Origin of the sequence: Acetobacter musti (assembly GCF_011516835.1) — a bacterium.
Taxonomy (GTDB): Bacteria; Pseudomonadota; Alphaproteobacteria; order Acetobacterales; family Acetobacteraceae; genus Acetobacter; species Acetobacter musti.
Window position 1 is genome coordinate 224519 of sequence record NZ_WOTB01000003.1, and the last position, 26997, is coordinate 251515.

27 protein-coding genes are annotated in these 26997 nt (G+C 57.1%); 11 read left to right on the top strand and 16 right to left on the bottom strand.

Translation table 11 applies throughout. The features are described from left to right. Positions 1-104 precede the first annotated feature (104 nt). Complete coding sequence (locus tag GOB93_RS03870) at positions 105-1925, bottom strand: adenine deaminase (protein WP_194299962.1); 1821 nt, start codon at positions 1923-1925, stop codon at positions 105-107. 125 nt (positions 1926-2050) lie between these two features. Here GOB93_RS03870 and GOB93_RS03875 point away from each other — a divergent pair, with 125 nt between their 5' ends. Beyond that, positions 2051-2407: an arsenate reductase family protein gene (locus GOB93_RS03875; protein ID WP_173582203.1), complete on the top strand. Its 357-nt coding sequence runs from the start codon at positions 2051-2053 to the stop codon at positions 2405-2407. A gap of 29 nt (positions 2408-2436) precedes the next feature. On the opposite strand, the gene GOB93_RS21935 is transcribed toward GOB93_RS03875, so the two are convergent. Both GOB93_RS21935 and GOB93_RS03880 read right to left on the bottom strand, forming a co-directional pair. Next, a complete protein-coding gene (locus GOB93_RS21935; protein WP_277877205.1) occupies positions 2437-2562 on the bottom strand; it encodes a hypothetical protein in 126 nt (41 codons plus the stop codon). Positions 2563-2592: 30 nt separating this feature from the next. Further along, entirely contained in the window at positions 2593-3054 is a 462-nt protein-coding gene (locus tag GOB93_RS03880; protein WP_173582245.1) for a flavin reductase, read from the bottom strand. Positions 3055-3236: 182 nt separating this feature from the next. Between GOB93_RS03880 and GOB93_RS03885 the strand changes: the two genes are divergently transcribed. From GOB93_RS03885 to der, 4 genes are all read left to right on the top strand, one after another. Further along, a complete protein-coding gene (locus tag GOB93_RS03885) occupies positions 3237-4319 on the top strand; it encodes an enoyl-CoA hydratase/isomerase family protein (protein ID WP_242010514.1) in 1083 nt (360 codons plus the stop codon). 653 nt (positions 4320-4972) lie between these two features. Beyond that, positions 4973-5662 (top strand): hypothetical protein, encoded by a 690-nt coding sequence (locus tag GOB93_RS03890; RefSeq protein ID WP_173582204.1) that lies wholly within the window; start codon positions 4973-4975, stop codon positions 5660-5662. 69 nt (positions 5663-5731) lie between these two features. Beyond that, positions 5732-7123 carry a PQQ-binding-like beta-propeller repeat protein gene (locus GOB93_RS03895; RefSeq protein WP_173582205.1) on the top strand — a complete coding sequence of 464 codons (1392 nt, stop codon included), beginning with the start codon at positions 5732-5734 and terminating at the stop codon, positions 7121-7123. 46 nt (positions 7124-7169) lie between these two features. After that, the gene (gene der / locus GOB93_RS03900; RefSeq protein WP_173582206.1) at positions 7170-8708 is read left to right on the top strand and encodes a ribosome biogenesis GTPase Der; all 1539 of its coding nucleotides are present in this window, start codon (positions 7170-7172) and stop codon (positions 8706-8708) included. A 92-nt stretch (positions 8709-8800) separates the two neighbouring features. Here the strand turns inward: der and GOB93_RS03905 are convergent, their stop codons facing one another. From GOB93_RS03905 to GOB93_RS03930, 6 genes are all read right to left on the bottom strand, one after another. Then, positions 8801-9175 (bottom strand): hypothetical protein, encoded by a 375-nt coding sequence (locus GOB93_RS03905; RefSeq protein ID WP_173582207.1) that lies wholly within the window; start codon positions 9173-9175, stop codon positions 8801-8803. Positions 9176-9390: 215 nt separating this feature from the next. Continuing rightward, on the bottom strand, positions 9391-10710 hold the full coding sequence (locus tag GOB93_RS03910; protein ID WP_173582208.1) for a dihydroorotase: 1320 nt from the start codon (positions 10708-10710) through the stop codon (positions 9391-9393). 264 nt (positions 10711-10974) lie between these two features. Beyond that, a complete protein-coding gene (locus tag GOB93_RS03915) occupies positions 10975-11610 on the bottom strand; it encodes a CPBP family glutamic-type intramembrane protease (RefSeq protein ID WP_242010515.1) in 636 nt (211 codons plus the stop codon). 264 nt (positions 11611-11874) lie between these two features. Continuing rightward, on the bottom strand, positions 11875-13650 hold the full coding sequence (asnB, locus tag GOB93_RS03920) for an asparagine synthase (glutamine-hydrolyzing) (RefSeq protein WP_173582210.1): 1776 nt from the start codon (positions 13648-13650) through the stop codon (positions 11875-11877). Position 13651: 1 nt separating this feature from the next. Next, positions 13652-14668 carry a glycosyltransferase gene (locus tag GOB93_RS03925; protein ID WP_173582247.1) on the bottom strand — a complete coding sequence of 339 codons (1017 nt, stop codon included), beginning with the start codon at positions 14666-14668 and terminating at the stop codon, positions 13652-13654. A 179-nt stretch (positions 14669-14847) separates the two neighbouring features. Continuing rightward, a complete protein-coding gene (locus GOB93_RS03930; protein ID WP_173582211.1) occupies positions 14848-15759 on the bottom strand; it encodes a glycosyltransferase family 9 protein in 912 nt (303 codons plus the stop codon). Positions 15760-16073: 314 nt separating this feature from the next. Between GOB93_RS03930 and GOB93_RS03935 the strand changes: the two genes are divergently transcribed. The 3 genes from GOB93_RS03935 (at position 16074) to GOB93_RS03945 (ending at position 19360) form a co-directional block, all read left to right on the top strand. Beyond that, positions 16074-17102 carry an isopenicillin N synthase family dioxygenase gene (locus tag GOB93_RS03935; protein ID WP_173582212.1) on the top strand — a complete coding sequence of 343 codons (1029 nt, stop codon included), beginning with the start codon at positions 16074-16076 and terminating at the stop codon, positions 17100-17102. Positions 17103-17522: 420 nt separating this feature from the next. Then, positions 17523-18761, top strand: coding sequence for an argininosuccinate synthase (locus GOB93_RS03940; RefSeq protein ID WP_173582213.1), 1239 nt, complete (start codon positions 17523-17525; stop codon positions 18759-18761). Between the two features lie 101 nt (positions 18762-18862). Then, positions 18863-19360 (top strand): FKBP-type peptidyl-prolyl cis-trans isomerase, encoded by a 498-nt coding sequence (locus GOB93_RS03945; protein ID WP_173582214.1) that lies wholly within the window; start codon positions 18863-18865, stop codon positions 19358-19360. A gap of 60 nt (positions 19361-19420) precedes the next feature. On the opposite strand, the gene GOB93_RS03950 is transcribed toward GOB93_RS03945, so the two are convergent. Then, on the bottom strand, positions 19421-19699 hold the full coding sequence (locus GOB93_RS03950; protein ID WP_242010516.1) for a hypothetical protein: 279 nt from the start codon (positions 19697-19699) through the stop codon (positions 19421-19423). 144 nt (positions 19700-19843) lie between these two features. Here GOB93_RS03950 and GOB93_RS03955 point away from each other — a divergent pair, with 144 nt between their 5' ends. The 3 genes from GOB93_RS03955 (at position 19844) to GOB93_RS03965 (ending at position 21922) form a co-directional block, all read left to right on the top strand. Beyond that, entirely contained in the window at positions 19844-20263 is a 420-nt protein-coding gene (locus tag GOB93_RS03955; RefSeq protein ID WP_408742345.1) for a c-type cytochrome, read from the top strand. Positions 20264-20366: 103 nt separating this feature from the next. After that, positions 20367-21362, top strand: coding sequence for a tryptophan--tRNA ligase (trpS, locus tag GOB93_RS03960; RefSeq protein ID WP_173582216.1), 996 nt, complete (start codon positions 20367-20369; stop codon positions 21360-21362). A gap of 44 nt (positions 21363-21406) precedes the next feature. Then, the gene (locus tag GOB93_RS03965) at positions 21407-21922 is read left to right on the top strand and encodes a CinA family protein (protein ID WP_242010517.1); all 516 of its coding nucleotides are present in this window, start codon (positions 21407-21409) and stop codon (positions 21920-21922) included. An 89-nt stretch (positions 21923-22011) separates the two neighbouring features. Here GOB93_RS03965 and GOB93_RS03970 read toward each other — a convergent pair whose 3' ends face one another. The 6 genes from GOB93_RS03970 to hslV all read right to left on the bottom strand — a co-directional run bounded on the left by GOB93_RS03970 (position 22012) and on the right by hslV (position 26683). Then, a complete protein-coding gene (locus tag GOB93_RS03970) occupies positions 22012-22485 on the bottom strand; it encodes an NUDIX domain-containing protein (protein WP_338422286.1) in 474 nt (157 codons plus the stop codon). A gap of 9 nt (positions 22486-22494) precedes the next feature. Then, complete coding sequence (locus GOB93_RS03975; protein WP_173582217.1) at positions 22495-23631, bottom strand: GGDEF domain-containing protein; 1137 nt, start codon at positions 23629-23631, stop codon at positions 22495-22497. Next, on the bottom strand, positions 23631-24167 hold the full coding sequence (locus GOB93_RS03980; RefSeq protein ID WP_173582218.1) for a heme NO-binding domain-containing protein: 537 nt from the start codon (positions 24165-24167) through the stop codon (positions 23631-23633). The genes GOB93_RS03975 and GOB93_RS03980 overlap by 1 nt, the downstream gene beginning before the upstream one ends. 145 nt (positions 24168-24312) lie before the next feature. Continuing rightward, complete coding sequence (locus GOB93_RS03985; protein ID WP_173582219.1) at positions 24313-24777, bottom strand: SufE family protein; 465 nt, start codon at positions 24775-24777, stop codon at positions 24313-24315. Then, entirely contained in the window at positions 24777-26093 is a 1317-nt protein-coding gene (hslU, locus tag GOB93_RS03990; RefSeq protein WP_173582220.1) for an ATP-dependent protease ATPase subunit HslU, read from the bottom strand. The genes GOB93_RS03985 and hslU overlap by 1 nt, the downstream gene beginning before the upstream one ends. Beyond that, positions 26090-26683 (bottom strand): ATP-dependent protease subunit HslV, encoded by a 594-nt coding sequence (gene hslV, locus GOB93_RS03995; protein WP_173582251.1) that lies wholly within the window; start codon positions 26681-26683, stop codon positions 26090-26092. Before hslV ends, hslU begins: the two co-directional genes overlap by 4 nt. Positions 26684-26997 lie beyond the last annotated feature (314 nt).

A 26997-nucleotide genomic window follows, 5' to 3' on the forward strand; every position in this document is an offset into this window, starting at 1 on the left:
CCTGAGGACGAGCGCACCGGTCAGTCGGACAGCCACACTCTGTGACGCCTCTGACTTAGGCGCATCCCCTCACGATCCGGCATCATTGTCAATCGCAGTTACATTCAGAGGACAAAAAGAGGGACCTGCTCCATAGACGGCACAGTAATAAGTCCTCTGTCAGTAATCCGGATATCCGGAATGACCGAAAGCGGAATCAGATTGAAACCCATGTAAGGCAAGGTACAGCCAAGTTCACTCCACGCCTGTTTCAGTTCTTCTGTCTGCTGCGCGACCGTCCCTGCCCGCTCATCCGAAAGCAGTCCGGCGACGGGAAGCGGAACGAGTGCTCTCACCTTGCCTTCCGATACAACAACAACACCGCCACGGCTGTCGCGCACGGTTTCAACGGCGAGGCGCATATCGGCTTCATTGCGTCCGGCTACGATGATGTTGTGCGCGTCATGTCCGACACTGCTGGCGACAGCGCCGCTGGTGAGACCGAAGCCGCGAAGAAGACCGTGCGCGATACCTCCGTTGCGTCCATGCCGTTCAAGCACGGTAACGAAACAAAGATCATGTTTTTCGAGCAGCGTGTCCCAGTTTCGCGCTTCTTCTAACTCAACGACCTCATGAAGAAGCGCGATATCACCGGGACCGCTGATCCCAATCACATTAGCGTGACATTCTCCAGCCGGAAGTTCTGGCACGAGGGGACCAGTCTCCGGAAGGATAACGGTGCGGTAAGCTGCTTCCGGATAGCGGTAGCGGGATTCGGACAACTGACGGTCCAGGATAGGCGTGATTTTACGATCCGCGACAACGTGTGTTCCACCGTACCATGTATCCTGGACCTCCATGGAGTCATTGAGGATAACAATATCCGCCCGGCGTCCGCCGCCGAAGCCGCCGATCTCGTTATCCATACCGAATCGGGTCGCGCCATGAAGTGAGCCCATACTCCAGGCTGTTTCCGGTTTAATCCCGGCCAGTATTGCCTGCCGAACGACCCAGTCCTGACCGAACAGGAACAGATCGTCGGCATCACGGTCATCCGTACAGACACAGACGCGCTTAGGGTCGGCTCCCATTTCGGTGATCGTTCTGATCGCTTCGGGCAGAGAGTGCCAGGGAGTTGTGGGGGGACCGCCACGCAGAAATATCCAGACTCCGGCTTCCAGCAGATCATCTGCTATTTCTCCGGTGACGGCCTCGTGGGTATCGGTGACACCGGAGGCAGCGTAGGCGGCGACAAACTCCCGCCCATAGACATGACCGCTGACGGGATGACCGCGCCGGAGAGACTCGGCAACAACAGCATGGCTGCGTGCATCACCGAGGCAGAGCGGAACGAAATCCATTTTTTCGCCGAGAGCAACTGCCTCGGGCCAGCGGTCGAAAAGAGCGCCTATTTTTTCCGGAGTAAGATCGCCTCCCGCTGTTTCACATTGTGGCGAAGTTGCCGGCACAGTGCTGGGAACGGTCAGGAAGATATTGAGAGGAGCGTGGCGGGCATCTTCGAGCATCCATTCAATACCGGCGACGTCGGCAACATTTCCGAGCTCGTGGCTGTCGCAGAAGATGGTGGTGGTACCATTAAGCAGCGCTGCTTCCGCGTAGGCACAGGCAGTCATCATGCTGCTTTCGATATGCAGGTGCGGATCAACAAGGCCGGGAGCAAGGATACCGCCTTGCACATCTCTTACCTCGCCCGGAGTCTGGCCGGTCGTGCGCCAGCTTCCGGCGGGACGGAGGGCGGCGATGCGACCACCGCTGATCCACAGTTCGCGGTCTTTCAGCATACGGTTCGAATAGGTGGAAAGAACTCTGGCGCCGGTCAGCACGAGATCCGGCGCGGCACGTCCGGAGGCGACCGCAGCGAGTTGCCGGGTCATGGTGTGCAGCGGCGATACGCTGAAGCGAGTCAGGGTCTGAATGTTTTGCATAAAAGGAACATAACGTCGGAACTGGAGTTTGTCTCGCTGGCAGAACTACTCTTCACCACTGGCGGCGCAGTCTGGCACGTCTTCATCCACCCATAACCAATTGCCGTTTTGACAGGGCAGAGCAGATGCAGGCCACGATATTTCATAACCCTCGCTGCAGCACCTCGCCCAGGGTTCCTGGGAGACTGCAGGAATCCGGATCTGAGTTTCGTGTTATCGAATATCTCAAAACTCCCCCGGATCGTGCAATGCTGACTGTTCCTGGTGAGATGAGTGACGTAGAAGTGCGAGGGATACTGCGAACAGAGGAAGCACCTGCGTCCAGTCTGAATCTCAACGCACCTGAAGTTTCCGACGAGATGTTGCTGGACGCGATGACCGGGCATCCGCAGCTGATTAATCGACCAATTGTCGTGACAGATCGCAGAACGCTCCTGTGCAGACCGGCTGAACGGGTTGAAGAATTACTTTTTTTCGACTGATTTTGTCGTGGAAAAATGACTGCGCAGGATCAGTTTGCCACAGCCCAGTCAAGCCAGGCCATAAGGCCGACAAATACGATGACAATTCCATGCATTATCAGAATTGCCCGGCCGGAAATGATCGGAACATCGTTTTTGATATCTTTTTTTGCCATAAATATTTACTCCGTTCCATATTCCGGAAGCTATTTCGCCTCAATATGAGGAAGATGGTGATAGGCCCGGTTGAAATAGACGAGGCCACCGGCGATGCCTCCGAGCCGTAAAGCTTCTACCGCGCCAAACATGACGCTGTGCGTTCCGACTTCCACAATCCGGCTGATCCGGCAATCCAGAGCCACAATAGCCTCTTCCAGCACCGGAGCGCCGGTTTCAAGAGTGGTCCAGTGACCGTTTTCAAAGCGTTCATTCATCCCGAACGCGCCGGCAAAACGCTCGGAGAGTGCTTTCTGGGCGCCTGACAGAACATTGACACACATCGCCGCATTCTCGGCGAACGCAGGCCGGACACGCGCCGAACGGTTCAGGCAAACAAGAATCGTGGGAGGTGTATCCGTGACTGAACATACAGCCGATGCCGTAAATCCTGTCGGCTCATCCATGCTGCCGGTGGTTACGATTGTCACGGCTGCGCCCAGACGCGCCATCGCTTCTCGAAATGCACCGGTCTCGACAGCCACCCTGCTTGCTCCTGCTCCCGCACGACCTGAACTGGCCGTTGCTCTCACGTGCTCACCCGTACGAGATTCGGGTGATTGTCACAACCGGATATAAAGAACGAATGAACAAACCGGACCGCTGGATGCATGCGGCACGAAACCGGAGATAAATGATGACTGTGCCTGCCCCGCCCGCCGATACCCGCCGTTCCTTCCTTTGCGAGCGACACGGCCATCTGGCTCGCATGACTCTCAGTCGGGCTGAAAAACTGAACGCCGTTGACGCGGCGATGGCTGAAGACATGCTGAGTGTGCTGGATGAATGGCGGGACGATCCTGAAATAAATATCGTATTGATTGATTCATCATCACCGCGGGCGTTTTGCGCGGGAGGCGATATCAAGGCGATCCGAAACATTATCACGCAGCAGGGAGCCGTGGCGGCGCACACCAGCATGGCGATCCCGTACCGGACGATGCTGGCGATTGCACGTTACCCGAAGCCGGTCGTGACAGTGATGGACGGCATCACGATGGGCGGCGGGATCGGCCTTGGAGCCCATGCGCGTTATCGCATAGTGACCGAACGCTCCGTGCTCGCGATGCCGGAGACCGCGATTGGGCTGACACCCGATGCGGGAGGTGGCTGGCTGCTGGCCAGAGCACCCGAGGCCCATGGTCTGAGATTCGCACTTACCGGAAACAGAATGAACGGCGTCCAGGCTCTTCAGATGGGAATGGCCGATTACCTCATGCACTCGGATAACCTTTCACTCCTTCCTGATGCCCTCTCCCATGCTTCCATCGAACAAATTGATTCTGTTCTGACCGGGCTCACCCATAAACAGACATGCGGAACCAGCCTGCCGGCATTACCGGATAAATCGGCCGGAGTTTACGACGTACTGAGTCTCACACCGGCGGAAGGGGTACCACTGGTTCTCGCACGACTGAACGCTGTTGTCGCGGCGGGTGGCGAAACGACCTGGGCGGAAAGTGATATTGCAGCACTGAACGCAGCATGTCCGTTTTCACTGCATGTCACCTGGCGGATGCAGCAGAAGCTTGCGTCCATTCCCCTTATTACTGACGGATTTTCTCTTGAAAGTACTGCGGTAGGTCATTTGCTTGCACGAGCCGATTTCTCAGAAGGCGTCAGAGCCCGCATAATTGATAAGGATAATAATCCGGTCTGGAAACCTACTTCAGCCAGCGATATAGATCCTACGGAAGTTGAATACTGCGTTACTTAAATAAACATCCACAGGAAATAGCTACATATTCCCATAAAAATCATCGCATATTTCCTATTATCCACAAACGAAAACTTAAAAACAATTTTAGTTCAGTCTTTACATATCAGTACTTATACTGAGAGGACGGCGGAACGCTGGTATACGGTTTATTAAGACGCGCAGCATTCTGCTCCGCTGTCAGACCCGTCGGCCCCTCAGCGACTTCTCTCGCCACATTAGGCATAAGATCTGGCCGGCTCCAGCAGTCAACACCACTCCATCCGGCCGTACAATAAGGCTGTGGTGGGGGAGGTGTTTCTGGTGGTGAACACCAGCCTGTTCCTTTTTCAAGCTCAGAGGCGGAACAGTCTCGGCCCATGGCGAAACTGCCGATTTGTGGAGCTGAGCAGCCGCTGAGCACCAGAAGAACGGATGAAACGATGAAGCGGGTACTGTGCATGACGAAGACTATGGCGCGGCCATGTAAAGAAACACTTACTGTCTCATCGACGCGGGAGGGTTCGTAAGGAACCAGTTTGCTGCATTCCTGCTGCGCGGCTATTGTTCGGCATAACTGTAGCCATGTGCTCCTGCGCCGGGATGGCGCGTCAAAGGGCGCATGTACTATATCAGCAGGGACAACAGTCCGCAGATGAAGAGATTATACACCGGTGGTCGATGAGATTTTCAGGGAAGTCGATGACGAACTGCGGGCCGAACGTATGCGGCGTCTCGCAAGACGATTCGCAGGGGTTGGAGCAGGAGCTGTTATTCTGGTGTGTGCCGGCGTCGGCGCATGGGAATATCATCGATCCGGTGAACGAGCCCGGGCGGAACAGGCCTCCATCACTTATTTTAAAGCACTGCACGACGCCGGAACGGACCAGATTGCGAACGGCGCGGCTACGCCTCTGACGGATACGCAAAAAAAGGCGTTTATCTCACTGACACAACTCAGTGGAACGGCACCGGCGGGGGTTGCCGCTCTTTCCAGGATGCGGATTGCAGCCGGCAATGCCGCGCATGGCGATGTTCGGCAGGCGCTGACAATCTGGGATTCAATCGGCCGGGATACGCATGTGGATCATGGTCTGCGTGATCTCGCGACCTTGCTCTGGTGTCAGTGGCAGATTGATTCCGGAGATGCTGCGACAGTTCGTTCTCGTCTGTCATTGCTTACAGATAGCGGTAAGCCTTATGCAGCACTTGCAAATGAGCTACTGGCGACGCTCGATATCCGTAACGGTCAGATTAAACCGGCACGGGACCGGCTTACAAAACTGGCGCAGGATTACGCGGCACCCGAAGGTGTGCGGATGCGAGCCAATGCGCTGTTACAGACTCTCGGCCCGACCGGCTGAACGCGTTCATTAACTTAAACTTCTGACAGAGACCGTCCTGCCGTGCCCCAGCCGCCCGAAAGCGATCTAATGCTCCGATTTTCCCGCAACAGCCGTCGCGGCTTTCTCAGGACGCTGCTGGGTGGAGCAGCACTTGTCCCGGGTCTCGCCGCCTGCAGCATTTTTGACGACGATGAAAAACCAATCCTGGCCGGACATCGCGTTCCGGTTCTGGCAGGTCGAAACGGTCTGGTTGTGCAAAAAACCAGCGATCCGCTGACGCCGATCACTATCCCTGCGCCGACTCAATCTGTTGAGTGGCCGATCAGTGGACACATACCGAGCCATGTATCCGCCAATTATGCCTGGGGTGGCCTGAAAGAGCGCTGGTCAAAATCGATCGGGCACAGCGTTTCGGAGCCTGATTTTCTGGCGTTTGCCGCGCTGGGGTCGAATGGCCGCGGCGTTATTCAGGCAACACCTGTCATTCATCATGGCAGGATATTCACCATGGATGCCGTTGGGAACGTACACGGCTATACGTGGCCGGGAATGAACCATCTGTGGCATTTTAATCCAAAATCGCATCGCCTGCTATCGAGTAATATCGGCGGCGGTCTGGGGGCTGACGGCGATACTCTGTATATCGTCGACGGAATATCAGAGACTGTCGCTGTTGAGGCCGCGACCGGCGAGGTCAAATGGCGGATGAATGTTGGAACGCCCGGTCGTTCCGCTCCGACAATTGCTGACGGACGGCTGTTTTTCGGAACAATTGACGAACGCCTCTTTGCTCTGGATGCAACCAGCGGTCATCAGCTCTGGAATTATAACGCATCGCCGGCCGATACAGTGATGTTCGGGCAACCTGCTCCGGCCGTTATGGACGGCGTTGTTCTGGCCGGCTTTGGTTCAGGCGATCTGGTCGCGCTGCGTGCGGAAAGTGGTGAGGTCGTCTGGAGTGATACGCTGGGGAGTGCGAACGGTCAGACCTCGGCGCTGGACTTTTCCTGTGTGCGCAGCATGCCTGTCATCGCGGGCGGTACGGCATATGCAATGAGCGTAGCGCCAATGATGGTTGCAATTGACATGCGCTCCGGACGGAGGCTCTGGGAGCGCGCCATAGCCGGCCAGAACCCGCTGCTTTCTGTTGGGGACTGGCTGTTCATCATCACAATGGATGAACAGGTAGCCTGTCTCGACCGGATTACCGGACAGGTTCGCTGGATTACGCAGCTTCGGCAGTATGTCCGGGTTGACGTGCGCAAAGATGGCGTAACCTGGACGGGACCGGCACTCGCCGATGGCAAGCTGGTGTGCATCAGTACCCTGCCTGAAAACGGTATCATCACACTTGATCCGCTGACCGGAAAAATTCTGTCACTCGATAAGATGCCGGCTCCCACTACCGTCGAACCTATTTTCTCCGATGGCCAGATGCTGGTTGTCGATAATCGGGGCGTTCTTACTTCTTATGGCTGATCAGAAACGCGGCGGACGATCTCAGGGCAGATCGCAACGACAGCCTATGCGGCCGGAGCCGGTCCTCCCTGCCACCGGTCTGCCAACGGTTGTCATCGCGGGTCGTCCTAATGTTGGCAAATCGACTCTGTTCAATCGTCTGGTTGGACGGCGGCAGGCCATTGTCGCAGATACCCCCGGTGTGACACGGGATCGCAAGGAAGGTGAGGCCATTTTGCGCGGTCGTCTTGTCCGCCTGATCGATACGGCGGGTCTTGAGGAAGCGGCGCCCGATACCCTGTTCGGCCGGATGCGGGCGTCGTCCGAGATGGCTGTCCTCGAAGCGGATGTCGTTCTGTTCTGCATTGATGCGCGTTCGGGGATCACGCCGGCGGACGAACATTTTGCGGCTTGGCTGAGGAAGCAGAACCGGTCGGTGATGCTGGTGGCGAATAAAGCTGAGGGCAAGTCGGGAGCCGCTGCCGCGATGGAGGCGTTCTCGCTTGGGCTGGGAACACCCATTGCTGTGTCGGCCGAACATGGTGAAGGCATTGCCGATCTCATGAGCGAGATAGCGGATGCCCTGCCGCCGCCAACGGACGCTGAAAAACAGACTGAGACCGTACGGCCGTCGCGCAGGAAGCTGAAAAAACCTGTTGAGAAGCAGGATGATGCCTCAACGCTCAGTTTTGCGACACTGACAGGACCCGATGAATCTCCTGAAGACGCGGTCCCCGAAGAATTTGCGGACGAGGCTGTCTTTATCGAGGATGAGACGGCTTTGCCCGGACGTCTTCGGATTGCGTTTGTCGGGCGTCCAAACGCAGGTAAATCGACATTGCTGAACAGGGTCCTTGGCGAGGAACGGATGATTACCGGTCCGGAGCCGGGACTGACCCGGGATTCGGTGGCCGTGATGGTCAGCGATGAACATGGCGAGGTTCAGGTTGTCGACACGGCCGGTCTGCGACGCAAGGCGCGAATTGACGAAAAACTCGAAAAGATGTCGACCTCGGCGACGATTGAAGCGCTGAAGCTCGCTGAAGTTGTCGTTCTGGTTGTGGATGCGACGCTGGGACTTCATGAGCAGGATCTGCAGATCGCGCGGCTGATCGAACGTGAGGGACGAGGCTGCGTCCTCGCACTCAACAAGTGGGATGCGGTCGCGGATCGGGTTGCGACGCGCAAGGCGATTTATGATCGGCTGGAAATTTCTCTGACACAGATGCGTGGTCTGGAAGTTGTGGCATTTTCAGCGAAGACAGGCGCAGGCGTGCAGAAGCTGTTGCCGGCGGTGCGGCGAACGGCAGAGATATGGAACAGCCGGGTGCCGACCGGAGAGCTGAACCGCTGGTTTGATGCCGCTCTCGACCGCCATGCTCCTCCTTTGGTCAGCGGAAGACGGTTAAAGCTGCGCTATATTACGCAGGTAAAAAGCCGGCCTCCGACGTTTGTCGTGTTTGGGACACGCGCCGAGATGTTACCGGAAGAATACCGGCGCTACCTGGTGAACGGATTGCGGGAAAGTTTTGGTCTGACCGGAGTTCCTGTTCGACTGCAGCTGCGTGGAACGAAAAACCCTTACGCGGATGATAACGGACGCTGAAGGCTGACTCCTTGTGGTGACCGGGTGTGCGGTTATCCCTGCACGAGGATAGCCGTCACAGGCGTCAGGACCGGTGAACGCAGTCGTTACAATCATTTGCTGAATTTTGTGCCCGCCGATTTCAGAGTGGTTGTTATTTTTGTGAAACTGGCAGCAATGCGCTTCTGAACAGCTGTGCTGCCTTCGTGAATATGATTGATTTTATCGCGGGCTTCGTTGCTGGCGACAGTTTCCTGCCGGTTGGCTTCTTTCGCGACACAGGTGTTGTAAACCCGGGCGGCTTTTTCGTAAGCAGCAGCACGATCAACACTGCTGTTGTATTTATCGACACTCGACACATCGAGATCCGGGACCGATGGTTCGGTGCCACAGCCGGATGCCATCCATGCACTGTCGGCGCGGGCGGCAACCGGAAAAATGGCGATGGTCAGAAAAGCGGTCAGACTGAGAGAGAGACAGACGTTCATGTGGTTTCCTTCCGGCCTGTAGCCGGAGCGACGTTAGTGACTGTGTCATGGATTTTTGGTCCACGATGGCGTGTCCAGTATCTGGCCAGATGAAGCCGGGCGGATAGCAACCAGACCTGCACACCGACGAGTGGGATCCGGCGTGGTCCTTACTGTCTCCCCTGCCCGTCTGTTATCTCACGGCTTCAGACAGCCGTCAGGCGTTAACACCAGCTTTAGGGCAAAAAGCAGGCAAGCTGGCCTCGCGGTTCACCGATCATAGTGTCGTCGCGCATGATAGCCTGCCCCCGCACGATGGTGGCGACAGGCCAGCCGATAATCTCCTTGCCGTCGAACGGGGTCCAGCCAGCCGGCGTGACGATCTGGTCATTGGTGATGCGACGGCGGGCTTTCATATCGACAAGGGTGAAATCGGCGTCATAACCGACAGCGATGCGACCCTTGGCCTGAAGACCGTAGACTCGGGCCGGCCCAGCGGCCATCAGGTCCGCAAGGCGGCCGAGACTGAGTCGACCGGCATTAACATGATCGAGCATGAGGGGGACGATGGTCTGCACGCCGGTGAGGCCCGCAGGGCATTCCGGCCAGGGTTTTGCCTTGGCCTCCAGCGGGTGCGGTGCGTGATCGGAGGAAACGACATCGATAGTGCCATCGCGGACGGCAGCCCAGCTGGCCTCATAATGGCTGCGGTCGCGGATCGGTGGATTCATGACAGCCAGGCCGCCGAGTTCGTCGTAGCAGTCCGGACCGAACTGAGTTAGGTGATTGACGAGGACTTCGACTGTAGCGATATCGCGGAAACCCTGAAGGTATTTCAGCTCCTCGGCGGTAGAGGTGTGAAGGATATGCGCCGGGCGGCGGGTTTTGCGAGCCAGCGCCATGATCCGGCGAGTACCGAGAAACGCACATTCGACGTCACGCCAGACAGCATGGGTGCTGTAGGGCATGCCGGTATGGAATTCCCTGCGGCGGGCCTGAAGGCGGTATTCATCTTCGGAATGATAAGCGATGCGACGGTGACCATGGCGCATGACAGCCTCAAGGCCGGCATCGTCCTCGATCATCAGATTGCCGGTGGATGAGCCGGCGAAAACCTTAATGGCGCAAACTCCGTCGAACTGCTCGTATTCGCCGAGATGCGACGTATTTTCACGTGTGGCGCCTACGTAAAAGGCGAAATCGGTCCAGGAATTACATGACGCGTATTCCTGTTTCCAGCGCAGCATTTCATCATTCGTAATAGCTGGATTTGTGTTCGGCATATCGAACACGGTGGTAATACCACCAAGGGCGGCGGCGTGGGTCCCGGTCGGGATGCTTTCGACCGAGGCGTTACCTGGGTCGCGCAGATGGACGTGAGCGTCGATCAGACCGGGTAAAATATGCAGGCCGGTCGCGTCAATAATCTCCGCAGACTCAGCGGAGGAAGGAACGGCGAGGCTGGCGATGCGGCCGGAGATCACGCCGATATCGGTTTTTGCCTCACCCCAGGGCAGGAGGCAGGTTCCGTTACGAAGGATCAGGTCATAGCGCATCGGCAGATTTTTCCTGTCGCTGGGGCAGTTGTAAAACCACCTTATCTGGAGAAAGACGCATCTTTACGCCATCGGCTGACGATGAGCTATGGAGCAAAATCAGTCGGGCCGTGAGCCATGCGACTGCCTTTTATCCCTTTCCCAATGTAGAAGCCTGACAATAACGCATGCTCTGTATCGGGTTCCCTGCGTTTAAACTGAGAAACCTGATGTTCCGTATTCTCTGCGGCCTGCAAAGATAATCTCCGATATGACGAGAGACGTCTAATGGTGGTGCCACGCGTCACCAGTATAGAAAAATCTGCCCAGTCCAACGGTAAAAATAAGACAGCCGTACAAGGCATGTTCCAGACAGGTAAGACGCAACAACTGGTGTCGGGCGTAGTCACGGGCGAACATAAAACCGCCTGCCAGCGTCATTATAATCGCAACCGGATTCAGGAAAATTACGTGGGCGAAACCGAAAGCCAGTGCACTGGCAGCAATAAGAACAGATTTTCGCCTGAAAAGAGGAGCATAACGCATAAACAGAAACTGGCGATAAAGCATTTCCTGGGGCCAGACAGAGAGCAATGGGTAGAGAACCATGATCGCGGCCCAGAATAATGGCCTTTCCGACGGCAGGCTCAGAAATGTCTCCGGCAAGAAAAACCAGCTGGCAAGGGCGATGCAGGGGGCGAGCAGAACAAAGCGTAAAAACAGAATACGGATTTCAGATCGTGTTTCAGAAGGCTCAGAAGAAACGCACTGTTTGCTCCGGGTAGAGAGCCATGCGGTCGCAGCACCGGCCCATAACAGAATAAAAAGTACTCCCGGCCGATGCAGGACAAGAATCAAAAGTGGACCGCCTGCAAAAATAAGAATGAATTCGGTAGCGAGGCGGAATCGTACACCAAGCAAGATCCTGTTCTCCGTGTCCGCTCCAGTCATCGTGCATTATCCCATCCGCCAGTCCCGGAATGGGCAAAGTGCCTGGGGCAAGACTGTCGTCCGCCACCACTCCGGAGTGTACACATTACACAGCATCACCGAGCACGATCACGAAGCTCTGACAGAAAAAATGAGCCACACGTCACAACAGGTCAGAATCCCGAATATCCATCAGGTCTGATTTTTCACAACAAACACAGGGAACTGAGCCATTTCGAACAACCAGCCTGGCGGCTATCCCGGCATGAGTGTTTCGAATACGTCTCCGTTACGATCTGCACCTTCCAGATGAACACGATGCCAGAGAGCGTAAAAGAGCAGCGTCCATGCAGCAGGGCCGGTTTTGCGTGTTGCGGCGTTGCGAAAAAGCGACCGGACACGGTCCGGGTCGGCAATGGCGGCGATCGAAGTCTGGCTGGCGACGAGAGGCCCCAGGCGGGGACCTTCCTGAGCAATCCATTCACCGACGGGGACGGTGAAACCCTTTTTAGGGGCGAAGGGATCTGAGACCGGAAGCTCCCGTTCAAGCCAGCGGCGAAGGAGATATTTACCTTTGCCGTTCCGGATGCGCAGGCTGTCCGGAAGGCGCCAGACCGCCTCAGCGATGACAGGGTCGAGCAGCGGAGTGCGTCCTTCAAGGCCATGATCCATCAGGCAACGGTCGAGTTTGAGGAGCAGGTCGTTGGGCAGCCATTCCGCGATGTCGGCGGCCTGCAGAGCAGCGAGGCGCGTAGGAGCACCCGTGATACTGCGTTCGGTGTTCGTAAGATCGTCGCGCCAGTGAGCAGGATCAGGGCGCAGGATGTCGAGTCCGTCAAAAATACCGTGGCGACGCATTGTGCGACCTCCACGCCACCAGGGACGAAGCGCACGGCGATAGCGGCCGTAACCGGCAAAGAGTTCGTCGCCACCTTCACCGGAGAGCACGACGGTAGCGCTTTCCCGGGCCCGACGGGCGAGGAGCCAGGTCGGGACGATGGCGTAATCGGCGACAGGGTCGTCCACGCAGCCGACGATGGCCGGCAGATGACTCCAGAAGTCCTTGCGTGTCACGTGGACGACTTGGTGAACGGCCCCGGTAGCTTTTGCGAGACGGGCGGCCTGTTCGCTTTCGTTGGCAACATTATCCGTGTCGAAGGTGGCGGTCCAGGTAAGAAGCGGCGAGCCCTGCCCTGCCTCGCGCCGTAGCCGGGACATGGCGGCAAGAACAGTGCTGCTGTCGATGCCGCCGGAGAGGAACAGGCCGAAGGGAACGTCGGCGCGTTCATGGACACGGACACTATCCATAAGGGCAGCGTCGAGACGCGCGAGGGCAGCGGCTTCGCTGATCACTTCGACGGGGCCGGGCGGGAGAGGAGACTGGCGACTACGATTATCGATGTGGCCAGATTTTATATGGAGGGTTTCACCGGGAAGGACACGGCTGATGCCGGAGAAGATAGTGGAGCTGCCAGTGACAAACTGAAGCTCCAGGAGCTGACTGCGGCTGATGGGGTTAATTTCGGGTGGGACAAGTCCTGCGGCAACAAGAGCGGCAGGTTCGGAGGCAAAGGCGATGCCATCGAAAAGCTCGACGATGTAAAGCGGTTTGATGCCGAATGGGTCGCGGGTAAGAACCAGGGTGTCCTTGGCACTGTCAGAAATGGCGATGGCGTACATCCCACGCAGGCGAAGGGAGAAACCAATGTGGTCACGCTGCCAGAGACGGAGAGCGGACTCACAGTCGCTCCCGGTGGTATAATAATCGTTTCCGATATCCGCGCGGATATCGGGGTCGTTGTAAATCTCGCCGTTGGCGATCATGGCGGCGGGGCCAGCATGGATGGGCTGGTCCCCACCTTCAAGATCAATGATGGAGAGACGGGTGTGAATCAGATCGGTGCGACCAAGGCGTTCGATTTTGATGCCATTTGGGCCGCGATGGGCCAGTGCCCTGGCAAAGCGCTTTAGGGTTGCATTATCGCGCGGGGTGGCGCCGGGTCTGTAAACGATGCCACCGATACCGCACATGTCACGCGCTCTCCGGAGCGTTGGGAGCGACGTGCCGGAGGAAATCTGCCCAGGCGGCAAGGACGGGCTTCGGGGCGAACTCGCGTTCGTAGGTAGCCCGGCCAGCAACAGCGAGGCGATGGGCCAGAGCGTGGTCGGCAAGAACAGCCTGCATGGCGGCCGCGAGCATTTTGTCGTCGTCGACAGGAGCAAGAAGGCCGTTACGACCGTGAACAATGAGTTCGCGAGGTCCCTGTGAGGCGGCGGCGACAACCGGACGAACAGCGGAGAACCCTTCGATCACGACATTGCCGAGCGGTTCATGACGGGACGGACAGACGAACAGATCACAGGCGCGAATGAGACCGGAGGGCTCGGCCCAGCCGGGCATGTGGACACGGTCTGTGACACGTTCGGTACGGGCGAGGGTTTCGAGAGTTTCGCGTTCCGGCCCCTCTCCGGCGATCATCAGATGCACCCCGGGGACACGGGAAATCGCGCGGATGAGGACATCGAACGCCTTGTTGGTATGTAGGCGGCCGAGGGCGAGAACAAAGGGAACATCGTCCGGTATTTCAGGCGGACGTTTCGGAGTGACATGTCCGATATCGTTGGCGAAGTTGGGGACATAGTGAACCTGATCCTTAGGCCAGCCCTGCCGGACCATCCAGGCGACCAGACCATGTGTGTTGCCGATAAGGTGGGTACATCGCCTGTAGTAGGACAAATCGTAGAAGCCACCGAGGCGACCGGCGAGAGTCCAGGGGCCGGTCGGAGCGAACCGGGCAGCACGGTTCATCCAGGCGACGACAACGGCGGGATCGAACCTTCGGAGCGTAGAATTCAGGCGCGGTCGGGTCAGAAGATCGGCCTGCCCCCCAAAACGGAGTTCACGCGGTGTGATACCGCCCTCTGTGAGCCGGCGGAGACGACCTGCATCACGACGAATAACAGAAAGAATGTCCAGACCGCTTTTCGCCTGGGCGATACAAAGGCGCTCAAAGAAGAGTTCGGCTCCGCCGGCGGCGGCACCGGCCATGACATGGGCGACGCGGAGAGGGACCGTGGGAGGCTCCGGAAGCGGGAGTTCGCCCGGGTCAAGAATTTCGGGGATCTGTTTGCTGAGCGTCGAAACAGACAGCGCAGACGGCAGGATATCCGCAGTTCCGGAGCGTCCGCCTGGCCTCAGAGACGTGTCTGCACGTTTTTTTTCTTCGCTCACGGCTTTGGCTCCGCTGCGATAACGGACAGCATACCCAGAATACGATCCGCGACAGCTTCAGTTCTGAGCCCTGCGATGGGGGCTTCACCTTCCGGACCAGGAGCCGCAATCCATTCGGCGTGACGACCGCCTGGCGCATATTCGCTCGCCTTCGAAGGTCCGAACAGGCCAAGCGTAAGGGTACCGGCAGCGGCAGCGAGGTGCATAAGGCCTGAATCATTTCCGACAAAAAGCGTGCAGAGGCTGAGCATGGCGGCGGTTTCTGCAAGAGTGAAACATCCGCCGGCATTTACGACACCTGGAATGGCGAGTAGCGGGGCAGCCATCCGCCGCTCGGTCTCACCGGGACCGTAAAATACTGCAAGCCGAATATCGGGACGGGCTTTGGAAAGAGCGTCCCAGAGGGCTATGAAGTGATCTGCGGGCCAGACCTTTCCAGACCAGTTGGCAGTTGGCCCGAAGGCGATGACGGGTTGCCGGCCCAGAACAGTACGGGCCTTTGCGACATCTTCGGTGCTCATCCATACAGTGGGCATCGGAGGCGGCACGAGGTCAAAGAGTTGGCCGACATGCGCAAGACGGGAACCTGCGCGACGGCCGCCACGCATAATCCGGCGACGGCGGCTCCGGAGGAAAAAGCTGGTGCCGGAGCCGCGCAGGTCGACAATAAGATCCCAGCGCGTAAAAACGCACTGGCGCCAGAGATGGAACCAGTGGAGGTCGTAACGGCGTTTGGTCATCACGATGATCTGATCCAGGCCAGGCATGCGCTGAAACAGGCCGGCAGCAACCGGGCCACAGGCGATGGTAAAACGAGCATCGGGGTAAGTGTGGCGCAGGCGCTCCAGCAGACCGGTGGAAATAACTGCGTCGCCGAGACGGGTTGCCGTGATGAAAAGGATGCGCATCAGTAAGGGGTGATAGCGCGGGTCGGGAGCACGGTCGAGGGGCTCATCGGGGACTTTGACGTGTCAGACTTTGCGGAACGTAACATGATCACTGTGATGTTTGTTCCGACAGAAAAACGTTGACAGTTCACCATCGGTTCTACCATCATTAATGTTACGAGCAGAAGCGGTCTGGATGTGTGCGGCGACGTGGCAATCCTGGACATTGCTCCACATTTCATTTGCGAATGTTTTGTGGCGTTGCCGTGTTCTCTCTGTCCCTCATCCGGCTTACCGCAGAACAGACGCAATCATTCTCGCAGGAGACGATTGCAATGACCGGACAGAATACAGAGAAGGCTGCATACAAACTTGATGAACTCAATCGTGAAGCAACGATTGGAGGGATGGGCGTGAGCGTGGCGCGGGCTGTGCCACAAATTGATATGGCTGACTTCGAAGAACGGAAGACAGAAATAGCGGACCAGCTCTGGCAGGCGGCAACGGGAATTGGTTTTTTTCAGTTGATAAATCATGGGATTCCGGACGATCTTCTTTCGTCGGTCTATGACAAAGCATGGGATTTTTTTAATTTACCGATGGCGGAAAAAGAGCATTTTCCGCTGAAACCTGGCACGAATGCCGGCTGGGAATTTCGTGCGCAGGTCCGGCCTTCGACCGGAACGCCTGACAATAAAGAATCTTACCAGATCACCTTACCGAACATGACCGGTCTCTGGCCGGATGACGAACAGGTTCCGGGCTTTCAGCATACAATGCGCTTATTCGAACAGGCGAACTGGAAACTCGGAATGCGAGTCCTGTCATGCTTTGCACTGAAGCTTGGCTTTGACGAAGACTTCTTTACAAAACTGCATAATCCGGTTTCGCCGACCTATCAGTCTACACTGAGACTGATTCACTATATGAGCATGGAAAACGCAAAACCGGAGGACTTCAGATTCTGGCGCGCGGGAGCGCATTCCGACTTTGATTGTCTGACGCTGCTGCACCAGCGTCCGGGACAAGGTGGTCTGCAGCTTTGTCCCGGAAAAGATGCCACATCAGGCGAATGGACAGATGTTGCGCCCGATCCCGGTGTAGTGACATGCAATATTGGTGACATGCTGATGCGCTGGAGCGACGACAAGCTTCTTTCGACGCTGCATCGTGTTCGTATGCCCTACCCGGATGAATATCTCGGGCCGCGTCTGTCCGTGCCATTTTTCTGTCAGGCTAACAGAGATGCAGTGATCCAGGGGCCAGAGAAGAAATATGCTCCGATTACTGCAGAAAATTATCTGAAAGAACGCATGCAGGCAAATTATGCGGAGAAAAAAGAGCTGATAGCGGGGAATGGCTGATTATCCACTGCTACAAGAATGACGCCGATCTCCTGACTGAATTCAAGCCAGATTACTCTCTTGCTGCTCTTACAGTGTTAATATCTCAACTTTCACTTCCGGTTTTATTGATGGAATCTGCGATGCTCAGTGGCTTTCTGATATAGGCTTCCGGATAGCAGACGATTTGTCTGCGACAACATTGTTTGCTTCATGCGTAAATGCCGTGAAACAGCCGTCCCCACGGACGGTTCTCCGTTTGCGTGACAGTCGTGCCGCATGGTTGTGGTGAAGGTCCTCTGGTCCTGCCAGGGCACAGAGTGCTAGGGGAAGGCTGAACCTGTTGCGCGCGCCCCGTCCCATGGCTCTCCGGAGAGCATTTGATTCGGGGCAGCACAGCAGATTATTTAACTGATGTGGCTAAAACCGGAGAAATAATGCATGGCGCCGCCCGAAGGAAAACACATTAAGAAGGTCGTCCTGGCCTATTCGGGTGGGCTCGACACATCAGTGATTCTGCGCTGGCTCCAGACGACGTACGGCTGTGAGGTGGTGACGTTCACGGCTGATCTCGGCCAGGGTGAAGAGCTGGAGCCAGCCCGGAAGAAGGCCGAGATGTTCGGGGTGAAGGAGATCTTTGTTGAAGATCTCCGCGAGACCTTTGTGAAGGATTTCGTGTTCCCGATGTTCCGGGCGAACACGCTCTATGAAGGCCAGTATCTCCTGGGAACATCGATCGCGCGCCCGCTGATTGCCCAGCGACAGATCGAAATCGCCGAGGCGGTTGGCGCGGACGCGGTAGCGCATGGCGCGACGGGCAAAGGCAATGACCAGGTGCGTTTTGAGCTGGCTTACTACGCTCTGAAGCCGGATATCACGGTGATCGCACCGTGGCGTGAATGGGATCTGACTTCGCGGACGCGCCTGCTGGCCTTCGCGGAAGAGAATCAGATTCCGGTAACAAAGGATAAGCGGGGCGAGGCACCGTTCTCCGTGGACGCGAATCTGCTGCATTCGTCCTCTGAAGGAAAAATCCTCGAAGATCCTGCCCTACCGCCAGAGGAAATGGTATTCCAGCGCACAATCGCGCCAGAGGATGCGCCGGATGTAGCGACGGAGATCACGATTGATTTCGTGTCCGGTGATCCGGTGGCGATCAATGGCGAGGCGCTGTCGCCGGCGATGCTGCTGACGAAGCTGAACGAACTGGGCCGGGCGAACGGCATCGGTCGTCTGGATCTGGTAGAGAACCGGTTTGTCGGCATGAAGTCGCGCGGGATCTACGAGACACCGGGGGGCACGATCCTGCTGACAGCGCATCGGAGCATCGAGTCGATCACGCTGGACCGCGAGGCGATGCACCTCAAGGACAGCCTGATGCCCCGTTACGCGGAAATTCTGTATAATGGCTTCTGGTTCTCACCGGAGCGGCGGATGTTGCAGGCGCTGATCGATACGTCTCAGCATTCGGTGACCGGCCGGGTCCGACTGAAGCTCTATAAGGGCAATGTGATCTGCATTGGCCGTGAGAGCCCGAACAGTCTGTACGACACGCGGGTCGTGACGTTTGAGGAAGACCAGGGCGCCTATAATCAGCAGGACGCTCAGGGCTTCATCAAGCTGAACGCATTGCGGCTGCGTTTAGGCGCACAGATCGGACGACGCGGCGGCTCTCTCTGAAGTTTTCGTCTGCCGGACTGAACCGGAACCATCGCGATATCATGGCATTATCCGCATGTCCGGGTATCACGATGTTGCTCGTCAATAATCTCTGAGGTGGAATGGTGCGTTTTTCGCTGAATTCGAAAAAATTGTTTTCTCTTGCGCTGACTGGGCTGCTCGGCCTTCCGCTGGCGGCTTGCGGACACAACGAAGATCCGGAACTCACCCCCGAGCAGATCATGCAGAAAGAAATCTCGCAGCCGGGAGTAAAGGTTCTTCCTGACGGACTGGCGTATAAGGTTCTGGCTTCCGGCCCGAAAGACGGTGCGTCGCCACGCAAGGGCGACGGCATGATGCTGATCTATGAAGGCAGGCTCCCCGACGGTTCGATCTTCGACAGTTCGGATCAGCATGGTCAGGGCGCGTATATGCGAATGCCACTGGACGGTCTGGTACAGGGCTGGATGGAAGCCTTACCGATGATGCATGTCGGTGATACGTGGATGCTTTATGTCCCGGCAAAGCTGGGTTACGGTCAGCGCGAAATGGGTATTATTCCTGCGAACAGCCCGCTGATCTTCAAAATCCAGCTACTCGGTGTCGATCACGCCGAATAAAGAAACGATTGCCAGAGGCGGAAGCTGAATATCCCGGCTCTGGCAGTTTTCCGGCAGTGCTTATCCAGATGATTTTTTTCCCTTAGACGATTTTTTCTCGGGAAAATAAGCCTTGCAGGCCGGGCTCAGCTTGTCCCGCTTTGACTGGAGGCAGGAAGCAATCTTTTTCTCGTTCGGAATAGAGAGTGTGCAGAGTTTGAGCGCATCGCCCTTGCAGGCTGCTGTCTGTTGCTCGCGCGCAGTGTCTGCGATGGCAGGACCAGGTGCAGCGAAAGCGGCCAGACCAGTCAGTACGCAGAAAATAGCAAGCGTGCGAGCGCGACGGTAAGCGAAGACCATATAATATTCCCTTCACGGACAGTGTTACGATTTAACGCGCTTTATGGGTTCGCTGTAACTTTCAAAATTCAGACAGGACTTATGCATTTTTATTTCCGGATAAACATCTGCCATCTCCGTTTGCTCCCTCTGCTGGCGGCCGTTATGTTCCTGAATGGTTGCTCACGACATAAGAGCGGTCATTTTCTGTATGGCTCCAATTGTGGCATCTGCCATCATGGCGGTCAGGGCATGGCGGGATCGGTTCCACCGCTGACCGGGCGGATCGACCGGATTGCTTCGACGCCGGAAGGTAAACGTTATCTGGCAGCCGTGCTGATGAACGGTCTGAGTGGGCCGATCAAGGCGAATGGCGTGGCTTACGAGGCGGAGATGCCTCCGTTTCGTTATCTTTCGGACGAAGATGCAGCACAGATTCTGACTTATCTTTCCAGTCAGGGCACGACGAAACCGGCGCCAGTCATTACGGCGGCGGACGTCGCCGAGGCGCGGGCACACCGGGTCGGGGCCAGTGGCGTAGCGACGCTGCGGGAAACGCTGGGACAAAGCAATCCCCTCCCCTGACGCGGCCTGCAATACGGGTTCATTCTGCGCTCGTGTCAGACGCGTGGTCGGGCCTGAATGTTGCGGCTTGACCGCGACGGGCGAAACACCCGACAAAGCGGTCATGAAACGCGTATTCTCCGGCATTCAGCCGACCGGCATTCCTCATCTGGGCAATTATCTGGGTGCGATCCGTAACTGGGTGGCACTTCAGGCGGATCACGAGTGCATTTTCTGCCTTGTGGATCTGCACGCGATCACGGTCTGGCAGAATCCTGCCGATCTGCGTGAGCAGACACGACAGCAGACAGCCGTGCTTCTGGCCTCCGGGATCGACCCGGTCGGGCAGATTCTGTTCAATCAGTCGGCAGTGAGCGCACATGCGCGGCTGGCGTGGATATTTAACTGCGTGGCGCGGCTGGGCTGGCTGAACCGGATGACGCAGTTCAAGGACAAGGCGGGCAAGGATCGGGAGAATCACTCTGCCGGCCTCTATGTTTATCCAAATCTGATGGCCGCCGACATCATGGCCTATAAGGCAACACGGGTACCGGTGGGAGACGATCAGAGGCAGCATATCGAGCTGGCGAACGACATCGCACAGAAGTTCAATCATGATTATGGTGTCGAGTTCTTTCAGACGATTGAAGCATTTGTGCCGCCTGAAGCGGCGCGGGTGATGAGTCTGCGCGATGGCACGAAGAAAATGTCGAAATCCGATGCGTCCGCACAGAGTCGGATCGATATGACGGACGACGCGGATACGATCGCGCTGAAGGTGCGCAGAGCGAAAACGGACCCGGAGCCTTTGCCGTGTGCGGCTGAAGGTCTTGAGGGACGGCCAGAGGCGCGGAATCTGGTCGGGCTTTATGCGGTGCTGTCCGGCATGAATGTGGATCAGGTTCTGACGCAGCATGGTGGCGAAGGGTTCGGACCATTCAAGCAGGCTCTGGCTGATGTTCTGATCAGCAGGATTGAACCGATTGCGAACGAGACGCGGCGGTTACTGGCGGATACGGCACATCTGGATACGGTGTTGCGTGAGGGCGCTGCGCGGGCGGGAGCGATTGCTGAACCAATTGTATCTGAAGTTGAGAAGATTGTCGGCTTTCTGAAGTGATCTTACGGTCGTTATCCTGAGCGGGTGATTTCGGGAGACGTGAGATGACGGTCGGGGATACGGGTGGAATGGTGTTGCCGGATGCCGTTCTCGGTATGGCCGCTGAGGTTTTGACGGCGCTGAAAGCGGCGGGGCTGAGCATGGTTACGGCTGAAAGCTGTACGGGCGGTCTCGTAGCTGCGGCGCTGACATATCATGCGGGTTCTTCCGCCGCCATAATTGGAGGGTTCGTCACCTATTCCAATGCGATGAAGCAGATTTGTCTCGGAGTTCCGGAAGCTGTGCTGGCGCAGTATGGGGCCGTGAGCGAGCCAGTAGCGCTGGCGATGGTTTCCGGCGCGTTACAGGCTGCGTCTGAGGCGGATGTAGCAGTGGCGATTACGGGCATTGCCGGGCCGGATGGTGGCAATGCGAAGAAGCCGGTTGGGCTGGTCTGGTTCGGGGTGATGCGGCGCGGACGGGAACCACGCGCAGAACACTGTGTGTTCTCAGGGGACCGGACAGCGGTGCGGGCGCAGGCTGTGACGAAGGCGTTGGAAATGGTGCGGGGTGTGATCTGAGGTGGTGTGAGACTCTTTGCGGTTTTCCCCGAGGCTTTGTCCCGTATCTGAGGAAGGGAAGCAGTCCCTTTGATCCCGATTTGAAAACATCAAAAGCGTCGCAGTTCTATGCTGGTTTGGAGAGCCTTTATGGCTGCCAGGGTCGCGACGGTCAGATGTGCCGGCAAGTCAGTGAGCGGGAACCAGCTTATGGCGGCATGTTTTTCCGGTTCGAGCAAGGTGGGTTCGCCTTCGAAACTGGTGGCCAGATAAACCAGCGCGACCCAGTGGTCATCAGGATCGTACGCTACCTGGTCGGTGACGCAGAGAAGGGATAGATTGTTCAGGGTAAGGCCGAGTTCTTCACTGATTTCGCGGCGAACGGCGTGTTCAACCGGTTCCTGCCAGTCAATTTTACCGCCGGGAAGACCCCAGTAGTTAGCCTCAGGCGGAATGCGGCGTTGCACAAGCAGGAGTTTGTCGCCGGACAAAATGGCTGCGCCGCAACCGACGCGAGGATGGCGGGCCATATCGAAATACTCTTTCCTCTGAGCCTCTGTTTTTAATTCAGCGGACATGATCATGGAAAGAGGTCAGGAGGCCATAGTGACTCGTCCGCCTCCCTGTTTCTTGCTTTCATACATGGCGAGGTCAGCGGCTTTCAGAACTTTTGAGATATCCGTTTCAGAGGGTTCGCAAAATGCGATGCCTATACTGGCTGAGGAATGCAGTTCGTGGCCGTCAAACAGAAATGGCTGATTGAGGGCATGGCAAAAGTGTTTGGCGATGTGCAGGGCCTCTTCCCTGTCGGGCAGACCTGCCAGACACGCTGTGAATTCATCCCCGCCGAGACGGGCCAAGGTGCAGTCTGGACGGGACCGGACACATTGAGAGAGACGGCGGGCGGCTTCGGTCAGGAACATATCGCCGGCTGTATGACCGAAATGGTCGTTGATGTCCTTAAACCGATCGAGATCGATGAGACAAACGGCTGAGCAGACGCCAGAGAGCCGTTCGACGCGAAGTGTGTTTGCAAGTGTTTTGTGAAAGCTCGTGCGGTTTGGCAAACCAGTCAGGGCGTCATGTGTAGCGTCGTACAGAAGTTTTTTTTGCGCATCCTCCCGCTCCATCACACGGGCGATATGTCCGCCGATATTCATGCATAAACCGACGATGGGTTCCTCGGCCCTGACTTCCGCGCAGGAGAAAAAGACGAGGAGCGCGCGGACGGCTCCTCCGGCGATGACAGGCAGGCCGAGCGCATGCGAAAGCGAAGCCAGACCCGGACCGGGCATCCAGCTGAGGATTTTCTGTTCTTCCGCAATTTGTGAGGCAATGCCTCCGGGCTCGAACAGTTTCGAAGCACGGCAGGCCGCCAGGGCATTTTCAAGCGTTTCCGGCGTGCCAGGGCTATACAGACAAGAGCCTCCGCGGCTGAAGCCTGTCTCCCTTTCTCTCAGAAAGGCAATGCCACAGGTCATTCCCAGACTTTTACACGTCTCTTCAAGCGTAACCTCAATGACACGGCGACCAGATGAGGTTGTATTGGCATAGCTGACGATCGTTTCCAGGAGTTTCTGCTGATCGTTGAGACGATACAGTTCTCGGAGGCCGCGCTCCGCTATGGCTTCCGCTTCCCGGCGAATTTTTCGTTCGCGCTCCAGGCGGCCAAGTGTTCGGCGGTAGAGCGCTTCATAATTATCCGCGCTGCATCCGGTAGCCTGTTCCATCACTCACTGAACCAGTGGATAAGAATGTCATTTCCCTGCGCGGAATCAGCCGGGAAACGCTCAATGATAACTTTTTCATTCCATGCGTCGGCGGCGCCGGCGACAAAACCGTGCGCGAGGTCGAGCAGATTACGGGATGATTCGTAGGTCATCCTCAGTGCGCCGTCCGGCATCTCCTCAAATCTGAAGAACGGGCAGCGCGCGCCGGAATAAAGTTTCATCACTTCAGGATGAATGATGGTGTTGACTGACAGCACGAAGGCTTTCGATGAACGAAACGGAGCGAACAGTTCCGGATAGGACGATTTCAGTATTGGCATGGTAGCCTCGCCGAACCAGCGCAGGACGTCAGATGCCGGCTGGCCCAGACGCACGGACGCGGCGGCGACGAGAGCCTGTATATCGCTGTCAGGATAGTCTCCAAGCGATGAGTAGATGCCATCGAGCCCGGTATCCTCCAGAAGGAGTTCCCAGGTTTCAGCACCGTGATGCTCGCAGACGACATCTTCCAGCAGGTTGAAAACAATACCCTTCATCCGGCTCCCGATCAGAACTGACTGCATTCCGGTTCGAGGTTAGCGCCCTTATGCTCATATCCGGTTAAAACTTTACACTTTGCTTTCCGGGTCATGAAAAAGTGTAATGCGGGCATAGTCTGGTGATGCGAGGCTGTCTGTGCAATCAGCCGTGCTGTTCTTCCCGTTCCATCTCCTGCGCGGCGGCAGCGCGAATGGCGCGGGCCATGGCTTCGACACCGTTACCCCGGTTGGTGGACAAGGCCTGCACGAGGCCGAGATCATGCAGGAAGGTCGGTTCCGTGGCGAGTATTTCCTCCAATGGGCGCCCTGAATAGACGCGCAGGAGAAGCGCCACGAGGCCGGAGACAATGGCTGCGTCCGACGCGCCGGCGAAATACATCGTGCCATTGTCGCAGCGGGCTTCCAGCCAGACCTGGCTCTGACAACCAGGAACACGGTGAGCGTCGTCAGTCCATTCTTTTGGGAATGGCGGCAGTTTCCGGCCGAGTTCGATGATGTACTGGTAGCGGTCCATCCAATCATCGAACAAGGCCAGTTCATCACCGATAGCGGCGATGGCATCAGCGGCAGTTTCGTCTTCCGGGCGGACGAAGGGGTCGACAGCCATCAGAGAATGAACCGGCTGAGGTCGCCTTTGCTGGCGAGGGGAGCGACGCGGTCGCGGACAAGATCGGCGGTGATGGTGATTGTCTCCCCTTTATGTTCCGAAGCGGTGAAGGACACGTCTTCCAGCAGCTTTTCCATGACGGTAGCAAGGCGACGGGCGCCAATATTTTCCACGCGTTCGTTGACGTCGGCGGCGAGTTCCGCGAGAGCGTCGACAGCTTCATCCGTGAAATCCAGCGTAACGTCTTCGGTACCGATCAGCGCAATATACTGCTTCACCAGCGAGTGTTCCGGCTCCGTGAGGATGCGGCGGAGGTCTTCACGCGTGAGAGGGGTAAGTTCGACGCGGATTGGCAGGCGGCCCTGAAGTTCGGGCAGAAGGTCGGACGGTTTGGCGAGATGGAAGGCACCGGAGGCTATGAACAGGATGTGATCGGTTTTGACCGGTCCGTATTTGGTGGAAACGGTGGTACCTTCGATGAGCGGCAGGAGGTCGCGTTGCACGCCTTCCCGCGACACATCGGCGCCACGGGAGCCACCCTCCGAGCGGGCACAAACCTTGTCGATTTCATCAAGGAAGATGATGCCGTTATCCTGCGCGTGGGCAATTGCTTCCCGTGTCAGGGCTTCATTGTCGAGCAGTTTGTCGGCTTCCTCGCGGGTGAGTTGCTCGCGGGCGGCGGCGACGGTGAGGCGGCGCTGTTGCGGCGTGCGGCCCATGATGTTCTTCATCATGTCGCCGAAATTGATGACGGCACCGGGTGGCATTCCGGGGATTTCAGGACCATTCTGTCCGCTGGCGGGGTCGGGCGCGATCGCGATGTCGATTTCCCGGTTCTCAAGCTCGCCGTTGCGGAGCATCTGGCGGAAACGGGATTTTGTGTCAGCGGATGAGCCTTCGCCGGCGAGCACATCGACCAGACGGCTTTCAGCGGCCTCTTCGGCGCGGCTCTTCATGTCTTTGCGCCGCTGGTCACGTAGCATTGTGATGGAAGATTCGATGAGGTCGCGGATGATGCTTTCCACGTCGCGCCCGACATAGCCGACTTCGGTGAATTTCGTGGCTTCGATTTTCAGGAAAGGCGCTTGGGCAAGTTTGGCAAGACGACGGGCAATTTCAGTTTTTCCGCAGCCGGTCGGGCCTATCATGAGGATGTTTTTCGGAACGACTTCCTCACGCATGGCTTCGGGCAGCTGGGCGCGGCGCCAGCGGTTACGCAGAGCGATGGCGACGGCTCGTTTGGCGTCTGTCTGTCCGACGATGAAGCGGTCCAGTTCGGTAACAGTTTCTTCGGGCGAGAAATGGATAATGCTCATCGGGCTCCCTCTTCACCGGCTTCGTTCAGCACTTCGAGTGTGACGGAGTGGTTTGTGTAAACACAGATATCGCCGGCAATTTTCATGGCACGCGCGGCAACCTCGGTGGCAGTCAGCCCTTCGATCGGCAGCAGGGCACGCGCGGCAGCAAGAGCATAGTTGCCGCCAGAACCAATGGCGACGATACCGTCTTCAGGCTCCAGCACGTCGCCGTTGCCGGTCAGGGTAAAGGAGTGGTTTTTGTCGGCGACGATCAGCATGGCTTCAAGACGGCGCAGATAACGGTCCGTGCGCCAGTCCTTGGCCAGCTCGACACAGGCGCGTTCAAGCTGGTTTGGAAAGCGCTCCAGCCTGCCTTCAAGGCGCTCAAGCAGAGTGAAGGCATCGGCGGTAGCTCCTGCGAATCCGGCGAGTATCTGGCCTTTCGGACCGATGCGGCGGACTTTGCGGGCGTTTCCTTTAACGACGGTCTGGCCGAGGGAGACCTGACCATCACCGGCCATCGCGACTTCGCCGTCACGGCGGACGCAGAGAATGGTTGTGCCGTGCCATCCGACCGGATCGTGAGGCGTGTTCTGATGCGTGTTCATGGCCATATGAGATAGACTTTCCCCTGACGATCACAAGGGGCGACGGTCGTACGATCCTTTTTCCACGACTACGGATGAATCAGCTATGCAGCCATGAATGCAGTGCGGCTGCAGAAACCTGAACTGAGCAACCATTTATCAGACATATCAGTTGTGTCTTACTGGGCTGCCTTTCAGGCACCCCATGGAATAACCAGCGAATTTTGAGGTGGTCCCGTCCGTTCGGACAGTTTTGCGGGCTTGATAAGCTATACCCGGTTGTTGTTATGCCGCCCTTCTGACGGCGTTGCTGTTGGCCATCTGGTCCGGGGTTA

Coding starts and splice junctions, on each gene's coding strand:
- GOB93_RS03870 (WP_194299962.1), bottom strand. CDS start 1,925: ATGCAAAACATTCAGACCCTGACTCGCTTCAGCGTATCGCCGCTGCAC.
- GOB93_RS03875 (WP_173582203.1), top strand. CDS start 2,051: ATGCAGGCCACGATATTTCATAACCCTCGCTGCAGCACCTCGCCCAGG.
- GOB93_RS21935 (WP_277877205.1), bottom strand. CDS start 2,562: ATGGCAAAAAAAGATATCAAAAACGATGTTCCGATCATTTCCGGCCGG.
- GOB93_RS03880 (WP_173582245.1), bottom strand. CDS start 3,054: ATGGCGCGTCTGGGCGCAGCCGTGACAATCGTAACCACCGGCAGCATG.
- GOB93_RS03885 (WP_242010514.1), top strand. CDS start 3,237: ATGATGACTGTGCCTGCCCCGCCCGCCGATACCCGCCGTTCCTTCCTT.
- GOB93_RS03895 (WP_173582205.1), top strand. CDS start 5,732: ATGCTCCGATTTTCCCGCAACAGCCGTCGCGGCTTTCTCAGGACGCTG.
- der (WP_173582206.1), top strand. CDS start 7,170: ATGCGGCCGGAGCCGGTCCTCCCTGCCACCGGTCTGCCAACGGTTGTC.
- GOB93_RS03905 (WP_173582207.1), bottom strand. CDS start 9,175: ATGAACGTCTGTCTCTCTCTCAGTCTGACCGCTTTTCTGACCATCGCC.
- GOB93_RS03910 (WP_173582208.1), bottom strand. CDS start 10,710: ATGCGCTATGACCTGATCCTTCGTAACGGAACCTGCCTCCTGCCCTGG.
- asnB (WP_173582210.1), bottom strand. CDS start 13,650: ATGTGCGGTATCGGTGGCATCGTTTACAGACCCGGCGCCACCCCGCGC.
- GOB93_RS03925 (WP_173582247.1), bottom strand. CDS start 14,668: ATGGCCGGTGCCGCCGCCGGCGGAGCCGAACTCTTCTTTGAGCGCCTT.
- GOB93_RS03930 (WP_173582211.1), bottom strand. CDS start 15,759: ATGCGCATCCTTTTCATCACGGCAACCCGTCTCGGCGACGCAGTTATT.
- GOB93_RS03935 (WP_173582212.1), top strand. CDS start 16,074: ATGACCGGACAGAATACAGAGAAGGCTGCATACAAACTTGATGAACTC.
- GOB93_RS03940 (WP_173582213.1), top strand. CDS start 17,523: ATGGCGCCGCCCGAAGGAAAACACATTAAGAAGGTCGTCCTGGCCTAT.
- GOB93_RS03945 (WP_173582214.1), top strand. CDS start 18,863: ATGGTGCGTTTTTCGCTGAATTCGAAAAAATTGTTTTCTCTTGCGCTG.
- GOB93_RS03950 (WP_242010516.1), bottom strand. CDS start 19,699: ATGGTCTTCGCTTACCGTCGCGCTCGCACGCTTGCTATTTTCTGCGTA.
- GOB93_RS03955 (WP_408742345.1), top strand. CDS start 19,844: ATGTTCCTGAATGGTTGCTCACGACATAAGAGCGGTCATTTTCTGTAT.
- trpS (WP_173582216.1), top strand. CDS start 20,367: ATGAAACGCGTATTCTCCGGCATTCAGCCGACCGGCATTCCTCATCTG.
- GOB93_RS03965 (WP_242010517.1), top strand. CDS start 21,407: ATGACGGTCGGGGATACGGGTGGAATGGTGTTGCCGGATGCCGTTCTC.
- GOB93_RS03970 (WP_338422286.1), bottom strand. CDS start 22,485: ATGATCATGTCCGCTGAATTAAAAACAGAGGCTCAGAGGAAAGAGTAT.
- GOB93_RS03975 (WP_173582217.1), bottom strand. CDS start 23,631: ATGGAACAGGCTACCGGATGCAGCGCGGATAATTATGAAGCGCTCTAC.
- GOB93_RS03980 (WP_173582218.1), bottom strand. CDS start 24,167: ATGAAGGGTATTGTTTTCAACCTGCTGGAAGATGTCGTCTGCGAGCAT.
- GOB93_RS03985 (WP_173582219.1), bottom strand. CDS start 24,777: ATGGCTGTCGACCCCTTCGTCCGCCCGGAAGACGAAACTGCCGCTGAT.
- hslU (WP_173582220.1), bottom strand. CDS start 26,093: ATGAGCATTATCCATTTCTCGCCCGAAGAAACTGTTACCGAACTGGAC.
- hslV (WP_173582251.1), bottom strand. CDS start 26,683: ATGAACACGCATCAGAACACGCCTCACGATCCGGTCGGATGGCACGGC.